At 52.0% G+C, this 20,354-nt stretch carries 18 protein-coding genes, 1 tRNA gene and 1 pseudogene; 8 read left to right on the forward strand and 12 right to left on the reverse strand.

Features of this window, described 5'->3' with window-relative positions:
- Positions 1-114: 114 nt before the first annotated feature.
- The 10 genes from uppS to adk all read right to left on the reverse strand — a co-directional run bounded on the left by uppS (position 115) and on the right by adk (position 8,726).
- Positions 115-855 carry an undecaprenyl pyrophosphate synthase gene (uppS, locus tag DFT_RS12795; RefSeq protein WP_054031568.1) on the reverse strand — a complete coding sequence of 247 codons (741 nt, stop codon included), beginning with the start codon at positions 853-855 and terminating at the stop codon, positions 115-117.
- The gene (gene frr, locus DFT_RS12800) at positions 845-1,402 is read right to left on the reverse strand and encodes a ribosome recycling factor (RefSeq protein WP_054031569.1); all 558 of its coding nucleotides are present in this window, start codon (positions 1,400-1,402) and stop codon (positions 845-847) included. The genes uppS and frr overlap by 11 nt, the downstream gene beginning before the upstream one ends.
- Before the next feature lie 12 nt (positions 1,403-1,414).
- The gene (pyrH, locus tag DFT_RS12805) at positions 1,415-2,140 is read right to left on the reverse strand and encodes a UMP kinase (protein WP_152971969.1); all 726 of its coding nucleotides are present in this window, start codon (positions 2,138-2,140) and stop codon (positions 1,415-1,417) included.
- Between the two features lies 1 nt (position 2,141).
- Positions 2,142-2,741, reverse strand: coding sequence for a translation elongation factor Ts (gene tsf / locus DFT_RS12810; protein WP_054031571.1), 600 nt, complete (start codon positions 2,739-2,741; stop codon positions 2,142-2,144).
- A 6-nt stretch (positions 2,742-2,747) separates the two neighbouring features.
- Positions 2,748-3,638 carry a 30S ribosomal protein S2 gene (gene rpsB, locus DFT_RS12815; RefSeq protein ID WP_054031572.1) on the reverse strand — a complete coding sequence of 297 codons (891 nt, stop codon included), beginning with the start codon at positions 3,636-3,638 and terminating at the stop codon, positions 2,748-2,750.
- A 291-nt stretch (positions 3,639-3,929) separates the two neighbouring features.
- The gene (prmC, locus tag DFT_RS12820) at positions 3,930-4,862 is read right to left on the reverse strand and encodes a peptide chain release factor N(5)-glutamine methyltransferase (RefSeq protein ID WP_235506222.1); all 933 of its coding nucleotides are present in this window, start codon (positions 4,860-4,862) and stop codon (positions 3,930-3,932) included.
- A complete protein-coding gene (gene prfA, locus DFT_RS12825) occupies positions 4,813-5,877 on the reverse strand; it encodes a peptide chain release factor 1 (RefSeq protein ID WP_054031573.1) in 1,065 nt (354 codons plus the stop codon). The genes prmC and prfA overlap by 50 nt, the downstream gene beginning before the upstream one ends.
- 224 nt (positions 5,878-6,101) lie before the next feature.
- On the reverse strand, positions 6,102-6,314 hold the full coding sequence (gene rpmE / locus DFT_RS12830; RefSeq protein ID WP_054031574.1) for a 50S ribosomal protein L31: 213 nt from the start codon (positions 6,312-6,314) through the stop codon (positions 6,102-6,104).
- A 25-nt stretch (positions 6,315-6,339) separates the two neighbouring features.
- Complete coding sequence (rho, locus tag DFT_RS12835; RefSeq protein WP_054031575.1) at positions 6,340-7,587, reverse strand: transcription termination factor Rho; 1,248 nt, start codon at positions 7,585-7,587, stop codon at positions 6,340-6,342.
- A gap of 476 nt (positions 7,588-8,063) precedes the next feature.
- Positions 8,064-8,726 (reverse strand): adenylate kinase, encoded by a 663-nt coding sequence (adk, locus tag DFT_RS12840; RefSeq protein ID WP_054031576.1) that lies wholly within the window; start codon positions 8,724-8,726, stop codon positions 8,064-8,066.
- Between the two features lie 462 nt (positions 8,727-9,188).
- On the opposite strand from adk, the gene rpsU reads away from it, so the two are divergent.
- The 4 genes from rpsU to DFT_RS12860 all read left to right on the forward strand — a co-directional run bounded on the left by rpsU (position 9,189) and on the right by DFT_RS12860 (position 11,344).
- Entirely contained in the window at positions 9,189-9,395 is a 207-nt protein-coding gene (gene rpsU / locus DFT_RS12845; RefSeq protein ID WP_054031577.1) for a 30S ribosomal protein S21, read from the forward strand.
- A 115-nt stretch (positions 9,396-9,510) separates the two neighbouring features.
- Positions 9,511-10,830, forward strand: a complete 1,320-nt coding sequence (locus DFT_RS12850; RefSeq protein WP_235506223.1) for a bifunctional folylpolyglutamate synthase/dihydrofolate synthase — start codon at positions 9,511-9,513, stop codon at positions 10,828-10,830.
- Between the two features lie 39 nt (positions 10,831-10,869).
- Positions 10,870-10,945: transfer RNA gene (locus tag DFT_RS12855), tRNA-Arg, on the forward strand.
- Between the two features lie 111 nt (positions 10,946-11,056).
- Positions 11,057-11,344, forward strand: coding sequence for a PilZ domain-containing protein (locus DFT_RS12860; protein ID WP_152971970.1), 288 nt, complete (start codon positions 11,057-11,059; stop codon positions 11,342-11,344).
- A gap of 18 nt (positions 11,345-11,362) precedes the next feature.
- Here the strand turns inward: DFT_RS12860 and DFT_RS12865 are convergent, their stop codons facing one another.
- Entirely contained in the window at positions 11,363-11,875 is a 513-nt protein-coding gene (locus tag DFT_RS12865; RefSeq protein WP_054031579.1) for a hypothetical protein, read from the reverse strand.
- A 657-nt stretch (positions 11,876-12,532) separates the two neighbouring features.
- Here DFT_RS12865 and DFT_RS25850 point away from each other — a divergent pair.
- From DFT_RS25850 to DFT_RS26755, 4 genes and pseudogenes are all read left to right on the forward strand, one after another.
- Entirely contained in the window at positions 12,533-12,772 is a 240-nt protein-coding gene (locus DFT_RS25850; RefSeq protein WP_152971971.1) for a hypothetical protein, read from the forward strand.
- Positions 12,773-12,785: 13 nt separating this feature from the next.
- Positions 12,786-15,638: a hybrid sensor histidine kinase/response regulator gene (locus tag DFT_RS12875; protein WP_054031581.1), complete on the forward strand. Its 2,853-nt coding sequence runs from the start codon at positions 12,786-12,788 to the stop codon at positions 15,636-15,638.
- Positions 15,639-16,181: 543 nt separating this feature from the next.
- On the forward strand, positions 16,182-16,625 hold the full coding sequence (locus tag DFT_RS12880; RefSeq protein WP_054031582.1) for a response regulator: 444 nt from the start codon (positions 16,182-16,184) through the stop codon (positions 16,623-16,625).
- Between the two features lie 1,289 nt (positions 16,626-17,914).
- Positions 17,915-18,301: pseudogene (locus tag DFT_RS26755) on the forward strand (glycoside hydrolase family 2 TIM barrel-domain containing protein); the annotation flags it as partial.
- A gap of 653 nt (positions 18,302-18,954) precedes the next feature.
- Here the strand turns inward: DFT_RS26755 and DFT_RS25065 are convergent.
- Entirely contained in the window at positions 18,955-19,977 is a 1,023-nt protein-coding gene (locus DFT_RS25065) for a helix-turn-helix domain-containing protein (RefSeq protein WP_076750539.1), read from the reverse strand.
- Between the last annotated feature and the right edge of the window lie 377 nt (positions 19,978-20,354).

The following is a 20,354-nucleotide window of genomic DNA, read 5'->3' on the forward strand; positions in this document are numbered from 1 at the left end:
GACGCGACAGTCGCGATAGAGGTCCGAAATTCGCTTTCCCCCTCATCCCGCCTTTTTTCCGTCATCCCGGCAAAAGCCGGTATCCACTCATTTCCAATCGATTCTGTATGGGCGCTAACTCACTCGGCCGAATCGCCTGTCCCGCCGCTGATAATCCTGCAAGATAGTCAGAAACTCTTCCCGTGTAAAATCGGGCCACAGCGTAGGCGTGACGAATATCTCGCTGTATGCCAATTGCCACAACAAAAAGTTGCTGATGCGCATCTCGCCGCTGGTGCGAATCATCAAATCCGGATCCTGAATGCCTGCTGTGTACAGGTGGTCGGCCACGACCGATTCATCGATATCTTCCGGAGCAATGTCACCGGAGGCGACCTTGACTGCGACCGCCCGCACCATGTCGGTAATCTCCGTTCGCCCGCCGTAGCTGAGCGCCAGATTGAGGAGCATACCACTGTTCACGGCGGTCGCCTCACGGACCTGATCGATGGTGGCGCGCACATCCTCCGGCAGACGGTGCAGTTGCCCGATCACGTTCAGCCGAATGTTGTTTTTGGAGAGTTCGGGTGTTTCTTCGACAAGAAAACGCTTCAAGAGCCCCATCAGGGCCTTTACTTCACTTTGCGGTCGCTGCCAGTTTTCCGTGGAGAATGCATAGAGCGTCAGCACTGAGATATGGAGTTCACGACAGGCTTCTACGATCCGTCTGACGGCTTCTACGCCTTTCTCGTGTCCCTTCACGCGATTCAGAAGGCGCTTTTTGGCCCAGCGGCCATTTCCGTCCATGATAATGGCCACATGTCGAGGAAGCTTATCGTCTACTGAATACTCGACGTTAGAAGCCTTAGAACTCAAGGATCTCTTTCTCTTTGGCTTTGTAGATGTCGTCTATCTGCTTGATGTGCTCATCGGTGATTTTCTGGATCTCATCCTGGGCTTTAAAGGCATCGTCCTCGGAAATATCCCCGTCCTTTTTGAATCCCTTGATCAGCTCGTTGGAATCCCGGCGGATATTGCGAACGGCGACCTTGTATTCTTCGCTGGTTTTATGAATGACCTTGACCAACTCTTTGCGGCGCTGTTCGGTCAGGGGTGGAATGGCGATGCGGATCAATTTGCCATCATTGGACGGCGTCAAACCGAGGTCCGATTTGAGGATGGCTTTTTCGATATCCTTGATGGCGGTCGCATCCCACGGCTGGATGGTGATCAAACGGCTTTCCGGTATGGCCACGGTGGCCATCTGAGGGACCGGCGTGGGGGTACCGTAGTAGTCCACCTTGATGCCGTCCAGTAGAGAAGACGATGCCCTGCCGGTACGGATTCGCTTCAACTCCGATTTCAAGGCGGCGATGCTCTTGGTCATCCGGTCACGGGCTTCCTGATAGGTTTCTTGAATCATCATTGTCACCTTTCACGGACACGAGTTGCTGATTTGGGTTCCAACCTGATCTCCACAAATGACCCGATAGATATTCCCCGCTTTTTTAAGATCGAAAACGACCAGGGGCAGACCGTTGTCCATGGCCAGGGAAATTGCAGTCATGTCCATTACCCGGAGCTGTTTTTCGAGCACTTTCATATAGGAGGTGTTCGGGATGAACGTCGCATCGGGATGGGTGGCCGGGTCCGCATCGTACAATCCATCGACCTTGGTCGCCTTCAGCAGCACTTCGGCATGAACCTCCTCAGCGCGCAGAACGGCGGCCGTGTCGGTGGTGAAATAGGGATTGCCCGTTCCCGCTGCAAAGATGACCACCCTGCCCTTTTCGAGATGGCGAAGCGCGCGCCTGAGGATATACGGCTCGGCCACCTCGTGCATGGATATGGCCGTCTGAACCCGGGTCTGAACCCCCTTTTTTTCTAGAGCGTCTTGCAATGCCAGGCTGTTGATCACCGTGGCCAGCATGCCCATATGGTCTGCGGAGGTTCGCTCCATACCAAAAGAGGATGCCTTTACGCCCCTGAATATATTGCCGCCTCCCACGACAATGGCCAATTGTACGCCATTGTCGTGGGGTTTTTTTATCTCTTCGGCAACGTAAGCAAGCATATCGGGCGCAATGCCGAAACTCTGATCACCCATTAGGGCTTCGCCGCTCAGTTTCAGCAGGACGCGCTTATATCTCGGTTGCTTCAAGTTATTCAGCTCCCACCTGAAAACGGGCGAACCGCTTCACGGTGATCTTTTCACCCGTTTTGGCGATCACTTCATTGAGATAATCGGTAATGGTTTTATCCGGGTCTTTCACATAGGGCTGGTTGAGCAGGCAGCTGTCCTTGAAAAATTTGTTCAGCTTGCCGTCGACAATCTTGTCGATCATCTTTTCGGGCTTGCCCATCTCCAGAGCCTGGGCCTTGTAGATCTCCTTTTCCCGATTGAGAATCTCTTCGGGCACATCTTCCGGAACGATGGCGACCGGATTGGTGGCGGCGATATGCATGGCCAGGTTTTTGGCGAATTCCACGAAATCATCCGTCTTGGCCACAAAATCGGTTTCGCAGTCGACTTCCACCATGACGCCGATTTTACCCCCCAGGTGAATGTACGACTGGATGGTACCTTCACTGGTTGCCCGTCCCGCGCGTTTGGCGGCCGTCGCCAGACCTTTTTTGCGCAGGAAATCGACGGCCTTTTCCATATCCCCATCACAGGAAGCCAAGGCCTCCTTGCAATCCATTATGCCCGCTCCGGATTTTTCACGGAGCGCTTTGACCATAGCTGCACTGATGTCTGCCATTCTATTTTACTCTCCTGTTTGACCGGTTGTGGCTTCTTCGGCGGGTTTTGAATCCGCGGCCTCATCTCCGGATTTGCGAATAATTTCAACGATCGGGCCTTGGGAACCGTCGGATATCACTTTTCGCTCGCCCGGCTTCAGATCGACGCCTGCCGCTTCCGTCCCGGACGTGACATCTTCGGCCTTGTCTGTCTCGGCTTGCTTTTTCTCTTTGAGGCGCTTCTGGCCATCGATGCACGCATCGGCCATTCGTGAAGAGATCAGGCGGATGGCGCGAATGGCGTCGTCGTTGCCCGGAATGATAAAATCCACCTCATCCGGATCGCAATTGGTATCGACCACACCGACGATGGGAATATGCAATCGTCGGGCTTCACGAATGGCGATGGCTTCATTCTTCGGATCGATGACAAACATGGCCCCCGGCAGCTTGCCCATGTTGCGGATACCGCCCAGGGTGCTGTCCAGTTTGCCTCTTTCCTTGGCCATTTTAAGCCGCTCTTTTTTGGGAAAAAGCTCGATCGTGCCGTCCAACTCGATCTGGTTCAGATAGTTGAGGCGATCGATGCTCTTTTTAATCGTCTGGAAATTGGTGAGCATGCCGCCCAGCCAGCGGTTATGCACGTAGTACATTTCACAGCGGTTGGCCTCTTCGTAGATCGCTTCCCTGGCCTGCTTTTTGGTGCCGACAAAAAGAACCGATTTCCCCGAGGCCGCCGTATCGACGATGAAATCGTATGCCGTTTTGAACATACGCACCGTTTTTTGCAGGTCCACGATGTAAATTCCGTTGCGAGCGCCGAAAATGTACGGCTTCATCTTGGGATTCCAACGCTTGGTCTGGTGACCGAAATGAACACCGGCCTCCAGCAACTCCTTCATGGTCACATAAGCCATCTCATACTCCTTTACTTGTGGTTGTTCTTGCGTCCATATCATCCCCGGCTCCGACTTTCGTTCGAAAGCACCGGGAGCCGAGTCCATGAACGTGTGGGTTATAAGTTTAAGTTAACGACATTAAGTTAAAATCGGGGATTTGTAACAAATACCACACCGCTCTGCAATAGTTTTTTAGGCTGAACCGAACCCTCAATAGAGGCCCTGTCACCCTTCTTCCCAGTTCGATAGTGTCCGTCCACAAATAGGCAAATGGGGTCGAGATCAAGGCGCACGAAAAATTTAACCCTCTCACTTTCGGGCCAGGACCACCCGATCGTGGCCGCCATAGTCCTTGTAAAACGCCACAGACGAATAGTGCCCCAACCGGTCGATATACTTTTCAATGGCCGCTCTCTGGTCACTCCCCATCTCCAACAGGAGCGCACCTCCGGGTCTGAGATGAAGATGTGCCGTTTCCAGAATGCGCCTGATGGCATCCAGGCCGTCAGGGCCTCCGTCGAGGGCGGCGACGGGTTCGAATCGCCGGATATCTTCCGAAAGGGTGGCGATATCCGCAGTGGGGATGTAAGGCGGATTGCTGATGATCATGTCAAACAGCGCCCGGTCAGCGGACAGGGCATCCATCCAGTCTCCGGCGAAAAAATGAATGCGATGATCCCCCAGGTTGCGACCGGCATTTTTCTTTGCCAGACAGATGGCCGCCCACGAGCGATCTAAAGCGAAAAACCGACCGTTCCGATATTCGTGGGCCAACGCCACGGTGATTGCCCCGGACCCGACCCCCAGCTCAAGTGTGCGGGCCGAATCGCCAAAGCCTCGGTCCGTCAGTACCGAGACCGCCGTTTCCACCAGGCATTCCGTATCCGGCCTTGGAATCAGGACATCCGGGGTGACCTCGAACGGCAGGGACCAGAATTCCTTGATGCCGGTGATGTACGCAATCGGTTCGTGGGCGGCCCTGCGCCGGATGAGCCCTTTAAAGATCGACAATTCGTTCCCATCGAGCGGTTGATCGTGGCGGATGTACAAATCGATGCGCTGACACTTCAGAGCCTTGGCCAACAAGAGCTCTGCGTCGATCCGAGCAGTGTCCAGGTGATGTCGCTTGAAGAAATCGACGGTCCAGTGGAGGGTTTTTAAAATGGTCCACGGCTCGGTGTCGGAGGGGCTGTCACTGGGCATGCTGCAGGGCTTGGCTTTGATAATAGGTGACCAGGGCATCGATGATCTCATCCAGGTCGCCCTGAAGGATCATTTCCAGCTTGTAAAGCGTCAACCCAATCCGATGGTCGGTCACGCGCCCCTGGGGAAAATTATAGGTTCGGATGCGCTCGCTTCGATCGCCGCTGCCGACCTGGCTCTTGCGTTCCTCGTAGCGTTTGGCGTCCTGTTCCTGCGTCATTTTGTCCAGCAATCGCGAACGCAGCACCTTCATGGCTTTGGCCTTGTTCTTGTGCTGGGATTTTTCATCCTGGCAGCTGACCACCAGGCCGCTGGGCAGATGGGTGATGCGCACCGCCGAATCGGTCGTGTTGACCGACTGACCACCGGGTCCGGACGAGCGAAACACGTCGATTCGCAATTCACTGGGATCGATATCCACCTCGACCTCCTCGGCCTCCGGCAAAACGGCCACGGTGACCGCCGACGTATGAATCCGTCCCTGTGTCTCGGTCGTCGGTACGCGCTGCACACGATGGGTGCCGCTCTCGTATTTCAGCCGGCTGTAGGCCCCCTTGCCTTTCACCAGGACGATAATCTCTTTCAATCCGCCCACACCGGTGGTGTGGTGGTCGAGAACCTCCAGTTTCCACCCCAGCGACTCGGCGTATCGACTGTACATCTTGTATAGATCACCGGCGAAAAGACCGGCCTCGTCCCCTCCGGTGCCCGCCCGGATTTCGAGCAACACGTTCTTTTCATCCAACGGATCTTTGGGAATAAGGAGCTTTTTCAGTTCATCCTCGAGCTCCTCTTTGCGTTGATTCAGGCGATCGACCTCTTCCCTGGCCAGGTTCTTGATTTCGGGATCGCTGTCCTTCAAGAGCTCCAGGCTCTCGTCCAACTCCTGATCCACCTGCTGATAGGTCCGAAAGGCCGCGACGATATCGGAAATTTCCGAATGCTCGCGAGCGTACCGTTGATACGCGGCACGATCCTGCAGCACAGCCGGATCACTCAGCATCGCTTCCAACTGAAGAAACCGGTCTTCGACACCTTTTAATTTGTTATACATATCATCCTGACAACAGCTATGATTCTATTCGTTCAGTCCCTGCCGGCGCCAAATCGGCGCAGCGCCTTTCTCTGCGCCCTCCGCGCCTCTGCGGTGAAACACAAGAGCCTTTGCAGGACCCTCGACTTCAGCCTGACAACGGAAGAGGCCAAAACGCATCAAGCTGCCACCACGAGGGTCGACAGCTTGAAAACGATTCTCTGGACGCACCAGAATGAAGGGCGCTATTGCTCTTTCTGGAATTTCGCGTATTTTTTGCGAAACCGCTCGATACGGCCGGCCGTATCCACCAGTTTCTGCTTTCCAGTGAAAAACGGGTGGCAATGGGAACAAATTTCAACCGATATCTCTTTTTTGGTGGAGCCGACGGTAAAGGTGTTCCCGCAAGCGCACTTGATGGTCGCTTCTGCGTATTCTGGATGAATATCGGATTTCATAATAATTACAACCCCCTACAATCAATTAGGCATTCATTGAATCTAAAAACTCTTTATTATCTCTGGTTCCTTGCATTTTATCAAGAACAAATTCCAGTGCATCGGCAGGATTGAGCGAAGCCAGCAATTTTCTCAAGATCCAGACTCGATTGAGGGTTTGCTCATCGAGCAGCAACTCCTCCTTGCGGGTACCCGACTTTTTGATGTCGATGGCCGGGAAGATACGTTTGTCCGCAAGCCGTCTATCCAGCTGAATTTCCATGTTGCCCGTACCCTTGAACTCTTCGAATATGACCTCATCCATGCGGCTGCCGGTATCGATCAGCGCCGTGGCAATGATGGTCAGACTGCCGCCGTCTTCGATGTTTCGGGCTGCCCCGAAGAACCGTTTGGGCCGTTGCAGGGCATTGGAATCGACACCACCGGATAAAATCTTTCCCGAAGGCGGCATGACCGAGTTGTAGGCCCTCGCCAGACGGGTAATACTGTCGAGCAGGATAACGACGTTCTTTTTATGCTCGACGAGACGCTTGGCTTTTTCGATCACCATCTCGGCCACCTGCACATGCCGCTCGGCCGGTTCGTCGAAGGTCGAGCTGATCACTTCCCCCTTGACCGAACGCTGCATATCCGTCACCTCTTCGGGGCGTTCGTCGATGAGCAGCACAAACAAGGTAATGTCCTTGTGATTTTTGGTGATACTGTTGGCGATGCATTGCAGCAGCATGGTTTTACCGGATCGCGGGGGTGAAACGATCAACCCTCTCTGACCGAATCCCACCGGCGTCAATAAATCCATGATGCGGGCTGAATAATTTTCCGGATCGGTTTCGAGATTGATTTTTTGATCTGGATAGAGTGGGGTCAGGTTGTCGAAAAGGATCTTGTCCCGTGCACTCTCGGGATCCTCGTAATTGATGGCCTCGACCTTGAGCAACGCAAAGTAGCGCTCCGACTCTTTGGGTTGGCGGATTTGACCCGAAACCGTGTCGCCGGTGCGGATGTTGAATCTTCTGATTTGCGAGGGCGAAACATAAATATCGTCCGGCCCGGGCAGATAGTTGTAACTCGGTGCGCGCAAGAATCCAAACCCGTCGGGCAGAATTTCGAGGGTGCCTTCACCGTAAATCAGGCCGTTTTTTTCGATCTGGGCCTGAAGTAAAGAGAAGATCAACTCCTGTTTCCGCATCCCTGCGTACCCCTCGATCTTCAGCTTTTTGGCCATTTGGGTCAATTCATTGATTTTCATGCCTTTTAATTCGGAAACATTCATTGAACGCACTCCATTACAAAATCGTTTCTATTCCCCTTGGGACCCGTCCCGAGGGCTCTTTTATAGCGTGATGGTTTACGGCATTGCAGGCCGAATCAGACAACTACGCCGAACGCTCAAAACCCGTGTTAAACCGCTCGAATAATCCTGTTAATCCGTCTACTTGGGTGTTTCGCCCCTCTTGGTGATGGTGGAACAGTTGATCGCTATGGAGGAATATGAAGTTACTTTGTTTTCGGAGAAAATTGCTTCCAAATTCTCTCCAGCAGGGCGGGCTCCAACATACTGTCAAGCTGATTATATCAAGGCATTTCAGCTGTCAAGCATTTTTGGCAGGCCTGAAACGCTTGAATTATCAGACCTTCGTCACAAGATCCCGGCGTCTCCTTACATCAACGGGCCTTCTGATCAAAACGCCCACAACACTCGCGGTGTCATGGGCGTTCGTGAATTGCCGTTTCAAAAAACAGATCGTTTTACTGGAGTTTGTCGCAGGCGGCGAAGATCTGGTCGCGAATCTGTTCGACCTTGCCCACGCCTTCGATCCGGATATGCTTTGGAGCGCCGGCCTGGCCGGAGGTAGCCCATTTTTTGTAGTAATTCACCAGCGGCTCGGTTTGGGCATGGTACACATCGAGGCGCTTTTTCACCGTCTCTTCCTTGTCGTCATCGCGCTGGATCAGAGGCTCGCCGGTCACATCGTCCTTGCCTTCGACTTTAGGCGGATTGAAAACCACATGATAGGTTCTGCCGCTGGCCAAATGAACCCGGCGACCGCTCATGCGTTTGATGATCTCCCCGTCCGGCACATCGATTTCCACCACCGCGTCAATGGGAACGCCCGCATCTTTCATGGCATCCGCCTGGGGAATGGTGCGCGGGAAGCCGTCAAACAGGAAGCCCTTCTGGCAATCCGCCTCCTTGATGCGCTCCTTGACCAGGCCGATGATGATATCATCGGGCACCAGACCGCCGGTATCCATGACCTGCTTGGCCTTCTTGCCAAGCTCAGTGCCGGCCTTTACCGCAGCCCGCAGCATGTCGCCCGTGGAGATCTGGGGGATCTGATACCTTTCTTTGATGTAATTGGCCTGGGTTCCCTTACCGGCACCTGGTCCGCCTAAAAGAATTAAACGCATACAACCTCCTTATAGTTTGACGTATTATGGGGCCTCGATCGTGAGCCAGATCGGGTTCAGAATCTCGTAAAGGTGGTGAATATTACCGAAACATAGTACGGTGTCAACCCATTAATAAAAATGAAATCCATTAAGTGAGATGAACCCTCAAAAAGGCGCAGAAGCGTCATGCCGGACCCCGGATCGTGGTCCGGGGCCGGCTTTGATCCGGCATCCAGAACATATTGAAAATACAGGGCCGCGGCTTTCACCCGGATGACGGGAAAGATAGATTTCGGACTTCTATTCGGACTCCTATGTGATGAGCATAACGCAGATATCGGGGTTTTTCGTTGACGTCAAATTAAAGTTGCAATCCTTTTTGAAAGTGTATATATGGTCGGTTTCATTTACCTGCTGCACCAATACTAACCATCCTTATATATAGCCAAATACGCGGATGGAACGAAGGGGGCGAGATTTTTGAAGGAAATTACCGTACGGGTGCAAGATAACGACCTTGAAAAAGCCATGCGGATTTTAAAGAAAAAAATTCAGAACGACGGCCTTTTCAAGCGCTTGAAACTGAAAAAAAGTTATGAAAAACCAAGCGAGTACCGCCGTCGTAAAGAGCGCGAGGCGCTCAGGCGTCAGCGTATTGCCGCGGCACGCAGAAAACGCTTTCAGTAAAAAACCGCAAGACTGAGGATTCAACCCGGCTGTCACGCGTGATGACGCCGGGTTTTTCTATTAAGACCCATCGACATGCTGCATCTTCAAATCATAATGAGTACGGGAGATCATCGTGGAAGATACCGCCTATCATAGCTGCTTGGAATCCATGTATCGGCTGCACCGGTTCGGCATCAAACTGGGCCTCGATACGATCCGCGCCATGCTCTCCGCCTTGGACAATCCTCAAACCCATTTCAAATGCATCCACATTGCCGGCACAAACGGCAAGGGATCCGTCGCCGCCATGCTTTCAGCCATACTGAACGCAGCGGGCTATAAGGTCGGCCGCTACACCTCGCCGCACCTCGAACGCTTCAACGAACGGATCTGCATTGACGACCGACCCATTGCCGACGACGAGGTGATCGCCGGTTGCCAACGGGTCATGGCCATCGATGGGTTGCCGCGGCAACCCACCTTTTTCGAATTTACCACAGCCATGGCCTTCGATGCCTTTGCCCGCCACCAGGTCCAGTGGGCCGTCATTGAAACCGGCATGGGCGGACGCCTGGATGCCACCAATATTGTCCAACCCCGACTGGCCGTCATCACCAACATATCATTGGAACACAAACAGTATCTGGGCAAAACCCTCCCCCTGATCGCATACGAAAAAGCCGGCATCATCAAACCCGGCATCGCCGTGGTGAGCGGTGTGCGCCAGAAAAGCGCCCGGCAGGTCATCGAACGGCAGGCATCGGCCCAGCATGCCGAACTCTTTTTCTGGGGGCGCGATTTCAGAACCCGACGCAGGCCGGATGCCGGATTCAACTATATCGGACTGGACCACCGGTGGTCCGATATCCAACTGAAATTGACCGGAGAACACCAGGTCGAAAACGCGGCCCTGGTGCTTGCCGGCTGCGAATTGCTGGTCAAAGGCAACCATGCGCAGATCACCGAAAGCGCCATCCGCAGCGGCCTGAGCAATGCCTCCTGGCCGGGGCGTCTCGAAATCGCACGCGAAACACCCTATTTGATCCTGGACGGTGCCCACAACCTCATGTCCGCGCGGGTTCTCGGCCGATATCTGACCCGGCATCTCGCCGACCGCCACATCACCCTGGTCGTCGGCATACTCGATGACAAACCCTACCATTCCATTCTCAAGGATCTCATCACACCGTGCGAACGCGTGATCGTGACCCAGCCCAAAATCGACCGGGCCATTCCCGTCGAGCGCCTGGCAACCATCGCGAAGGCATTCAACCCCAATGTCATCGTTAAAAAAGACGTCGCGGAGGCGGTCCGCTACGCCCTGGACACCACCGACCCACAGGATGCGATCTGCGTGGCGGGCTCGCTCTATGTCGTCGGGGAGGCCAAGACCGCATTGTCCAGGTTGAGCGGTGCTCAGGCAAAATCGCCGGCAGCGCAACCGACGCCTTGACTTAACCGGACAGATCCATTATTCTCCGCGATCGATAAAGCGCCCGTAGCTCAGTGGATAGAGCACCAGCCTCCGGAGCTGGGAGTCGTTGGTTCGATCCCAACCGGGCGTACCACAAATAAAAACAAGGGCTTGGATGGTTTCTCCAGGCCCTTCTTTTTTGCCTCAAATTTTTAATACCCAACACTATACCCAACACGCAGACTATAAATTGGGGTAACCCCAAGTGAGCAGCGGTTGTCATTTTCAAAGTGAATATAATTCAGCAATGTCGAATTTTAAAGACGATTTTACCCAGGGAACTATTGAGCGACGTAAACGCCCCCGAATTGCATTTCATATTCATGTCAGCGTGATGGGTTATAATGAAAAAGCAAGCACCGTCATCAAGGCCAAAGTGGTTCGTACGGACCAAACCGGTTTTGGGTGCCAGTTTGTTGATCTGAGCCCAGCTATCATTGATCTGCTGGAAAAAAATTTCGATATTTACAGTGCCACCCATCCAATTGAGTAGTTCTGCTGGCGTGTTTTTTTAAAAACCTATATCCTCAAAAGTTTCAGGAGCCCGGTTGTTTGCATCCTTCTGCTCAGATTCTGCAGCCTGTTGTGAATCACAACTCTCATCTTCGAAAAACTCGTCCATTAACTGCGGGCCTATCGCTGGCTGGCTATTTTTATCGATAGCCAGTGCCATGTCGGTTATTTCTACCCAAAGAGATTCGGGTGGACTCGGCGCTGCGGCCGGTTCCACCCATATGGATTCCGGCCCAGATGGCGCCGAAAAATGTATAGGTTCTTTTAATGTCTTGATGTCAGACTCATTTCCCCATTGGTCTACCGCTGTGATCCCGAACATATAATCTCCTTGTTCTCGCACAAAATTTTCCAATGCATTCGGTATAACGATTTCCGTTAAATCCCCTACATAAGCGGATTCTGACTCGTAGGAGACGCTTTTTCCTTTCGACCAGTAGACCTTATATCCAACCACCTGTTCGGACTCGACCTCCTTCCAGTACAGCGTGCGCGATCTGAATTTCGACATGATTTGCCTCCCCTTGCTATTTTATTTGGTCGTCTTAACGATACATGCACGTTGAAAACTTTGATTGGTGATTGGTGTAATTCTTGGCGTGGGGCAATATGACAAAAACATAGCGCAAATAACTATATGACACCATTCACATTTTAATGCTAAATTAAATTTAATTTTATCCAAAGTCCATATTCGCCTGATGTCCACGTCGTGCTACAAATTTCCTCTCTTGCTCGTTTTCGGAGGGACCTCGGATGAATACCAACGCGAATCATATCGTTCTCACATGGCTGACTTTGGCCTGGATTGGATCGGTGAATGAAAAAAATAAAGCCGTTTGAAAGCGGGCAAAGGGATGATTTTTTCTACTCCATTCCAATGCCCATTTTGGTTGTGGACAAGGACCTTAATGTGGTCGATGCCAACAAGGAGGCGAGAAGCGTTTTCCAAAAAGGGGTGGCGTTTGAATCCGACCGGTCCTGCGGAGAAACGATCCGATGCTACTATAAATTTGACTCAGGGCAAGAGTGTGGAAAAACAAAACATTGCTCTGAATGTGTCGTTCGAAACGTTGTGATGAAGGTGTTTTCTGAAAAGCGCATCATTCGCAAAAGATCCCAGATGTCCGTACAGCATCAAAATCATGCCAGGCAGATAAATTTTCTGATGACAGCGTGGCCGGTCACGGCCGGAGGGCTTCAATTGGCCATGGTCATGATGGAGGACCTTGCCGATTTATTTCAGGTCGGCCAGATTTTACCCATGTGTGCCGCATGTAAACGAATTAAGATCGGTGAAGACCAATGGGAAACCGTTGAAATCTACATCAACCGAAACCTGGGATCGGATCTGTCCCATGGCATCTGCCCGGAGTGTCGAAAAAAATTGTACTCAGATATAGAGTAGTGCCAGGGTTTACATGAAAGATGCTCCCCCGCTATACAACAGCCGCATATTCCAAAGCTATGTCGATTACTTGCGTATTGCCCGGCCGGATCTCAAATCCCAGGAGTTCCTTGATTATGCTGGCATCACGCCTGAGGAGTTGGCGGATACCGCCCATTGGTTCACCCAGGAACAAGCGGATCGGTTCCATCAAATTATTGCCGAAAAGAGCGGTGAATCCGACATCGCCCGCAAAGCGGGTCGATTCAGCGCGTCATCGGCCGGCATGGCCCTGTTCCAGCAGTATGTGATCGGACTTTTGACTACCGAGACCGCCCTGCTCTCCATGGCGAAAATATTTCCTCTGTTCACAAAGGGGGCGACCGTCAAGGTCAAACGGTTGGCCCCTGGCAAAATCGAAATCATTTCCGCGCCCAATGCCGATGTCGATGAAAAGCCCTATCAGTGTGAAAACCGCATGGGCAGCATCGAAGCGCTGCCGAAGCTGTTTACCAATCTGTATGCTCATATCGAACACCCACTGTGTTTTCACAGGGGCGACGAGGCGTGCCACTATATTGTCTCCTGGGTCGATCCGAAGTCGCTTACCATAAAGTTGTGGCGCAACTATTCACTGATCGGTTCATCGATACTGCTCGCCATTTTGTGTCTCTTTTTGCCGCTAGGATATTTTTTGTCCCTTGCCGCTATTTTCATCTGCCTGAATGTCACAATGGAGATCGCCTATGCCCGAACCAAAATAAAAGAGCTTGAAAAAATCGTGGAGCACAGCCACCAGGCGGCCGAAGAGCGCATCGAGACGGCGCATACCAGCTATAATAATTCCCTGCTGGTCCAGGAGATCGGTCAAGCCACGGCCGTCATTCTCAACGTCGACGATCTGATGCACAAGCTGGCCGAACTGATGCACCAGCGACTGAGTTTTGACCGAGGGCTGATCCTGCTGGCCGACGAAGCTGAAACGCGCCTGTTCTATAAGGCAGGCTATGGATATTCCGAGGAGGAGCAAACCTATCTCGAAAAAACAACGTTTCATTTGGACAAGCCGGATTCCAGGGGTTTTTTTGTCAGGTCGTTTCTGGATAAAAAGAATCTGACGATTTCCGATGCAAATGAAATGGTGGATTCATTGTCGGCCAGGAGCAGGAATCTGTTGGAGACATTCGGCGTGCGTTCGCTCTTGTGCATACCAATCATTTACAAGGACAAAGCGGTCGGCATCCTGGCCGTGGACAACGTCAACTCCCAAGCGCCATTAAAAAAGAGCGATGTCAATTTGCTCGAAGGGATTGCGTCACACATCGCCATCGGCATCAACAACGCACGCTCTTTCCAAAAGCTGCAAGAAAGCGAAGACAGATACCGGCAAACGCTGGAAAGCATCGAAGAGGGATATTTCGAGATCGATTTGAACCGACGACTCCTGTTTGCCAACAAAGCGTTTGCTCGGCTCGCCGGCGGGGTTTTAGATGAATTGCAAGCAAGTCGCTTCGAATACTTCTTCAGCCCGGATTCCATTGCACAGTTGGAAAAACTGTTCCAACCAATCCTTGATACCAGGGAGCCCGTGCGATTTGTCCAACTCGAGTTGGCCGCTGGCAAGGACAAGGTCCTTCCCGTTGACCTTTCGATCTCCTTAATTCTTGATCATCATCAACAACCGGCCGGATATCGCGGCTTTTTACGCGATGCGCAGGATCGGCTGAAACTGGAGATGGAACGCAAGGAACTTGAAAAGAGGTTGCAGCGGGCGCAGAAGATGGAATCCATCGGCACTCTGGCAGGTGGCATTGCCCACAATTTCAACAACTGGCTGGGAGGCATCCTGGGCAACATCACTTTGATCAAGATGGCCGTTCCGGACAACACGGCATTTGAGCGGATCACAAAAATCGAACACATCATCGATAACGCGGCAAAGATGAACCGTCAACTGCTCAGCTACGCCCGGGGCGGAAATTATGAAATCAAGGCCATCGACCTGAACGAGATGATCCAGGACGTTTCGGATACGTTTGCGGCGGCCAGAAAGGATGTTGTCGTCAGGCTGAAACTCGATCCTGCGCTTCCTACCGTAGAAGCAGACCGGAGCCAGATCGAGCAGGTGTTGTGGAACCTGTATGCGAATGCAGCCGATGCCATGCCAAACGGCGGCACCTTTACCATTTGCACTCACAATATCGCATCAGAAACAATCAAAGGGCGATATCATGATATCCCATCTGGAAATTACGCCAAGATCAGTTGCACCGATACGGGATCCGGCATTTCGGCCGAACATATGGAAACCATTTTTGAACCCTTTTTCACCACCAAAAAGAACAAAGGCACGGGCTTAGGGCTGGCTTCAGTTTACGGCATCGTCAACGCCCATAAAGGTTTTTTAGATGTATCATCAGAAATTGGGGCCGGCAGTACATTTTCCATTTATCTGCCTTCGGTCGATGCAACCCCTTCGGTGAACCTTGAGCAACGCCAGACCGCTCAAAAGGGTGAAGGCACTATTTTGATCGTTGACGATGAAATCATGATGCTGGAGACCAGCATCGCGCTTTTAACAGGGTTGGGGTATACCGCCTTGGGTGCATCCAGCGGCGAGGAGACATTGGAAAAATACTCGGACAAATTGGATATTCTGGATGTGATCATTATCGACATGGTGATGCCCGGCATGAACGGAGGGGAGCTTTACAAACGGCTCAAAAAAATCAAACCGAACTTAAAAGCCCTGCTATGCAGCGGATACAGCGTAAACGAGAGCATACAGGCGGTTTTGGATCAAGGCTGTCAAGGTTTTTTGCAAAAACCCTTCAGTGTCGGTCAACTCTCCGAAGCGGTTCAAAAGTTGTTCACAGAGGATGCATGATCGACGCCCCATATCAAACTATCATAGGCGTCTGTTGGTTTATGTTTGAAAAAAGCAACTGCTAAAGGTTGTGTTTAGCTGTCAAATGTTAGTCAACATTTGGCGTGCACGGCCGTAGTCCCGAAAATGAACCTGGGTTTTGCTGAACGGATTTTACCCAAACATTCTGGCAAATACACTTCATTGATAGTGCAGATTTCTTTTGCGTTTGAATTATCATCGATATCAGGATCTTCTGTCCAATATAGGTTATAGCCGACGACTTGATCGGAAGGAGATGGTTTCCAATTTGATCATGCACATCACGATGAGAGAAATCGCCTTAGGGCTTACGGTTCTCTACAAAGCCAGTGCAGAATGATTGGCTGCCGAAATTGTAGTCTAAAATACTAAATCAACAAAAAAGTCTTTCCAATCCTGGATATAGAAAATTTGACAATATTTTTTTGCATGCCGCCAATTTTTCGCGCTTATCCCTATTAAATGGTCGTGATTAAAATCTAACCGTCCGGAATTATGTATTAAAATATTTTAAGAATACATATGGCATTTTTATTGCTTAAAATCTCCCAAGAATCAAATTTTTTTACTTTTCAAGTGAATGTTTTTGCAATGGAAATCAAAAGACACATTTTAGTCGTTGACGATGAAATCAGCACGCTGGCACTGGTTTGCCAACTACTTGAAAAACTCGGTTATCACACCACATCAGCCAGCAGCGGCGATGAAGCACTCAGTTATTTGAAAGAAAACGATAGGATTGATTTTGTGTTGACCGATATCAACATGCCAAAAATGGATGGCTGGGAACTTACAATTCGCATAAAGGCGATTTATCCAAAGCTGCCGATCATCGCCATGACCGGAGAGAGCCCGGCAATAGTAATTCCCCGGCTCCATAACGATGGAATCAGCGGTGCGCTTTTCAAACCCTTTAAAACACATCAGCTGATAGAGGCCATCTCGAACGTTCTGGAGTTTGCCTAAGAGCTGTGGGTTGCAGGAGAAGGCGTCTAATTTCATCAATTGGTAACTGATTGTCATACGTATTTGCTTCGGCAAAGCTCTTTAATGCCATTTCATATAAAAAACTATCACATGCATGGAATGCAAATTAAAGGAGTTACCACCGATGGGCGTAGTTCGGGTCACCTTTCCTGATGGACGTATTGTTGACGGCGTTTTCAGCACACAGTGTGAAGGACACTATTCGGGGCCAGTACTCATAGCAGGCGGCGAACTATTTTCGGGTTTAGACGCAATAAGTCAGGGCTTATCGGTACATCCCATTAGTGATCCAGAAATTGACAATTGGTTAAATACTTTTCAAAGCGCTGGATAAGAATACAATTCAAACGTATTGAATCGCTCGGCAATCCCCCAACCATCGACCCAAATGAATGCCGCACTATAGAAATTTCCCTGCCCCAGCCGCCTGACAACAATTGTCAAATTCCTGCCAATTTTTGTCAATCAGCATCTCAAATGGCCTGCAATTCAATCTCGATGGATTCATGAAAAGTACGGAATTCGCTTTTACCGTTATCCCGGCGAAAGCCGGAATCCGCCAGCCGCGCCATCCCGGCGAAAGCCGGCATCCAGTATTTTCAATAGGTTCTGGATGCCGGATCAAAGCCTGCCCCGGACCACGATCCGGGGTACGGCATGCCGCCTCTGTGCGGCTTTTTACGGTACCGACAACCTTATGTTATTGTTTTTTTGCACTTTGTTTATTGGCATGGAAGATGCTGTGAATTGCTCGGAAGGCCCGGAGGAGAGATAAGAGACTTTATCGGTTCGGGGCTGACATTTGATCTGCTTGGCTCAGCTGGATCGACCGATAGCCATAACGGGAGTTAATCGATTTGGTCGCTTTTGCACGGTTGAAATCACTATCCATCACCTTCGCTCTGGTTTCCCTTTTGATTTGGGCTTGCGCCTGGTCATGCCTTGCGGACCAAATCCCTGCCCAACAGCCGCCACCGGTGCCGGAGGCGGCGACTGGACCAGAACAAAAACCGGAACAAGAAACGCAACAGGAGATTGATATACAGGACACACCCGTCATGGCCCAAGAGACGATCCGGGTCACAATCCAGCGTCGGGATGAGGGTTTCACTCTCTATCGCGGCGGCGAACCCTACTACATCAAAGGCATCGGCGGCAGCCGCTTTCTGGAAGGTGCCGCGGCCGCGGGGGCCAATTCGGTGCGCACCTGGGACGCCGGCGATGCGGACGAAGTGCTGGAACGGGCCCACGGACTGGGCATGACCGTCATGCTCGGCATCTGGCTCTCCCACGACCCGGCGGACTACGAAGACCCCTCCTATCGCCAGATGAAAATCGACCAGGTGCAAGACCTGGCGCAACGCCATCGCAACCATCCGGCGCTGCTCATGTGGGCCCTGGGCAACGAGATCAACCTGGAGGGCGCCGACACCGAGTCGGCCTGGCGATTCGTCGATGACCTGGCCCGCCTCATCCGGCAGCACGACGATGCCCACCCGGTGGTTTCGGTCATCGCCTGCAATCCGGACACCCTGGAAAACATCGCCATTTTCGCACCGGCCCTGGATGCCGTGGGCATCAATGCCTACGGAACCCTGGCCGACATCCGGGCCATGGTGGACAGCTCCCCTTACACGGGGCCCTACATGATCACCGAATGGGGCGTCAAAGGCCACTGGGAGGCCCAGCACACCGCCTGGGGCCGACCCCTTGAGCCCACCAGCGCGTGGAAGGCCGATTTCCAGCTGGCCGGCTACGAACGCGACATCCTGGCCAACCGGGACCGGTGCATCGGCGCCTACGTCTTTCTCTGGGGCCAAAAACAGGAACGCACCCCCACCTGGTACAGCATGATCCTGGAAGAGCTGCCCGGCATCGCCCAGGCCGGCCTGTTCAGCCCCGCGGTCGACGCCATGCACTACAACTGGACCGGCTCCTGGCCGGCCAACCGCGCTCCCGAGGTGCTCGACATGCTGATCAACGGCATTCCGGCCGAACAGGGCGTCGTCGTTGCCCCCGGAGAAGCGTTGAGCTCATGGGTCAACGCCCGCGATCCCGAAGCCGATCGCCTGACCTATGTGTGGGAGCTGCTCGAAGAGCCCTCGGTGTTGGGCAGCGGCGGCTCGTTTGAACCCCGGCCGGCCAGCCTGGCCCGCATCACCCAGGACCAGTCGCCGGAGCTCAACCTCTCGGCGCCCCTGTCGGCCGGTGAATATCGTCTCTTCGTCTACGTCCTGGACAACAACGGCCACGCGGCCACGGCCAACATCCCTTTCCAGGTGCGCCCAACAAAAGAAGGGGACGCCCTTCATATTTCCATATTCAATAGTTCTGAAAGAACCAATCCCTCCTCTTTTGCAATGGACTGGCCCTTATTGACTGCAGCACTGACCGTCGAAACCGCTATTTTCAACTTCTCCCCGATCTCAGTCATGGACATTCCCAGTTCACGCACAGCCCAGTAACAGATGATCGCTCTGGCTTTTACAACCCTTCGCGCCTTAGAAGGCCCAACAAGCTCTTCGAGTGAAATCGGCACCACTTTCGACACAGCGTCTGCAAGATCTTTAAACTCGATCCCCTTGGAAGCCAAGACGTATTGAAGACGCATCTGCTCCTGAGCTTCCACAAGCACTGTTTCTACAAAATCGCCGTCCCCCAGGATGCGCTCGTCACTTTTTTGGAAATCACCAACCCTACGCATTGCACAAACAACATCCCAGCCTCCTGCACTGCGTACCAAACCACCCCCAACCAAGTCCGGTTGCCGCCCAAGGGTAATCCCTTGAATCAAATAGTTTCGATAGCCCAAGCGAGCTCGAGCAAGCCGGTCATCGAAGATAGATAAGACCTCCGAAACCGCCTGCCAGTCATTGCTCATTTTTCCTGCAACATAGCTGTGTCCTGAAAACCGATACCGATCCAGTTCATCCATATTTTCCACCAATCCAGCCCTTAACGGATTCAAATGGATGTAGCGGACCAACTCTTTTAAGTAGGCATCCTTCTGGCACAGAATCGATTTGTACCTGTTTTGAAAGAGGTGGCCGCTACGGTCGTGGCGACGGTTATGTCCAACAGCATAGCCCGTCAGCAGGCGACGCATGACAGTGGACACGGGGGCAGCGCCGGTCTGAAGCAGTAGATGAAAATGATTAGGGATCAGGGCCCAGGCAAAACACCGGGTTTCGGTTTCTGTCACAACTTTGCCAAGCCGATGGACAAAATCGTCGCGATCCTGATCGTCGCGAAATATGATTCCGCGCTCAATTCCCCTCGCGATAATGTGATGTATGGCTCCCGGGGCATCTATTCTGGCTTTTCTTGGCATGCCGTATCAATAGCACTGTGTGAAAGTGTTGTAAATATAGAAATATGAAGGGCGTCCCCTCTATTGGTTCGAATTTTTCCCTCGAATGTGCAGTTTTGGGGCATTCGGCTTTGGCAAGTCATACGGGACATCTACTTGGATAGGATCCAACAAGTCGACATTTACAATCATATCTGGGACATAGATTTTAGAATCGGAAAGCTTTTTGGGGCCAGGCAAAAGCGGCATTCAAATTGCTCTATCAAAGGATGCGTAGCAGAAGTTGAACAGCCTTAAAACCCCGAAACCTAACTGAATGGAAAAATGAAGCCACAAAAATTATCTTTAACCCCACTCACAACAGCAATTGCCCTTTTCATCATTTTAATCGCATATTC

Origin of the sequence: Desulfatitalea tepidiphila, from assembly GCF_001293685.1 — a bacterium.
Classification (GTDB): domain Bacteria; phylum Desulfobacterota; class Desulfobacteria; order Desulfobacterales; family Desulfosarcinaceae; genus Desulfatitalea; species Desulfatitalea tepidiphila.

Coding starts and splice junctions, on each gene's coding strand:
- frr (WP_054031569.1), bottom strand. CDS start 1,402: ATGATTCAAGAAACCTATCAGGAAGCCCGTGACCGGATGACCAAGAGC.
- tsf (WP_054031571.1), bottom strand. CDS start 2,741: ATGGCAGACATCAGTGCAGCTATGGTCAAAGCGCTCCGTGAAAAATCC.
- rpsB (WP_054031572.1), bottom strand. CDS start 3,638: ATGGCTTATGTGACCATGAAGGAGTTGCTGGAGGCCGGTGTTCATTTC.
- prmC (WP_235506222.1), bottom strand. CDS start 4,862: ATGCCCTGGTCACCTATTATCAAAGCCAAGCCCTGCAGCATGCCCAGT.
- prfA (WP_054031573.1), bottom strand. CDS start 5,877: ATGTATAACAAATTAAAAGGTGTCGAAGACCGGTTTCTTCAGTTGGAA.
- rpmE (WP_054031574.1), bottom strand. CDS start 6,314: ATGAAATCCGATATTCATCCAGAATACGCAGAAGCGACCATCAAGTGC.
- rho (WP_054031575.1), bottom strand. CDS start 7,587: ATGAATGTTTCCGAATTAAAAGGCATGAAAATCAATGAATTGACCCAA.
- adk (WP_054031576.1), bottom strand. CDS start 8,726: ATGCGTTTAATTCTTTTAGGCGGACCAGGTGCCGGTAAGGGAACCCAG.
- DFT_RS12865 (WP_054031579.1), bottom strand. CDS start 11,875: ATGTCGAAATTCAGATCGCGCACGCTGTACTGGAAGGAGGTCGAGTCC.
- DFT_RS25850 (WP_152971971.1), top strand. CDS start 12,533: ATGACAGCGTGGCCGGTCACGGCCGGAGGGCTTCAATTGGCCATGGTC.
- DFT_RS12875 (WP_054031581.1), top strand. CDS start 12,786: ATGAAAGATGCTCCCCCGCTATACAACAGCCGCATATTCCAAAGCTAT.
- DFT_RS12880 (WP_054031582.1), top strand. CDS start 16,182: ATGGCATTTTTATTGCTTAAAATCTCCCAAGAATCAAATTTTTTTACT.
- DFT_RS25065 (WP_076750539.1), bottom strand. CDS start 19,977: ATGCCAAGAAAAGCCAGAATAGATGCCCCGGGAGCCATACATCACATT.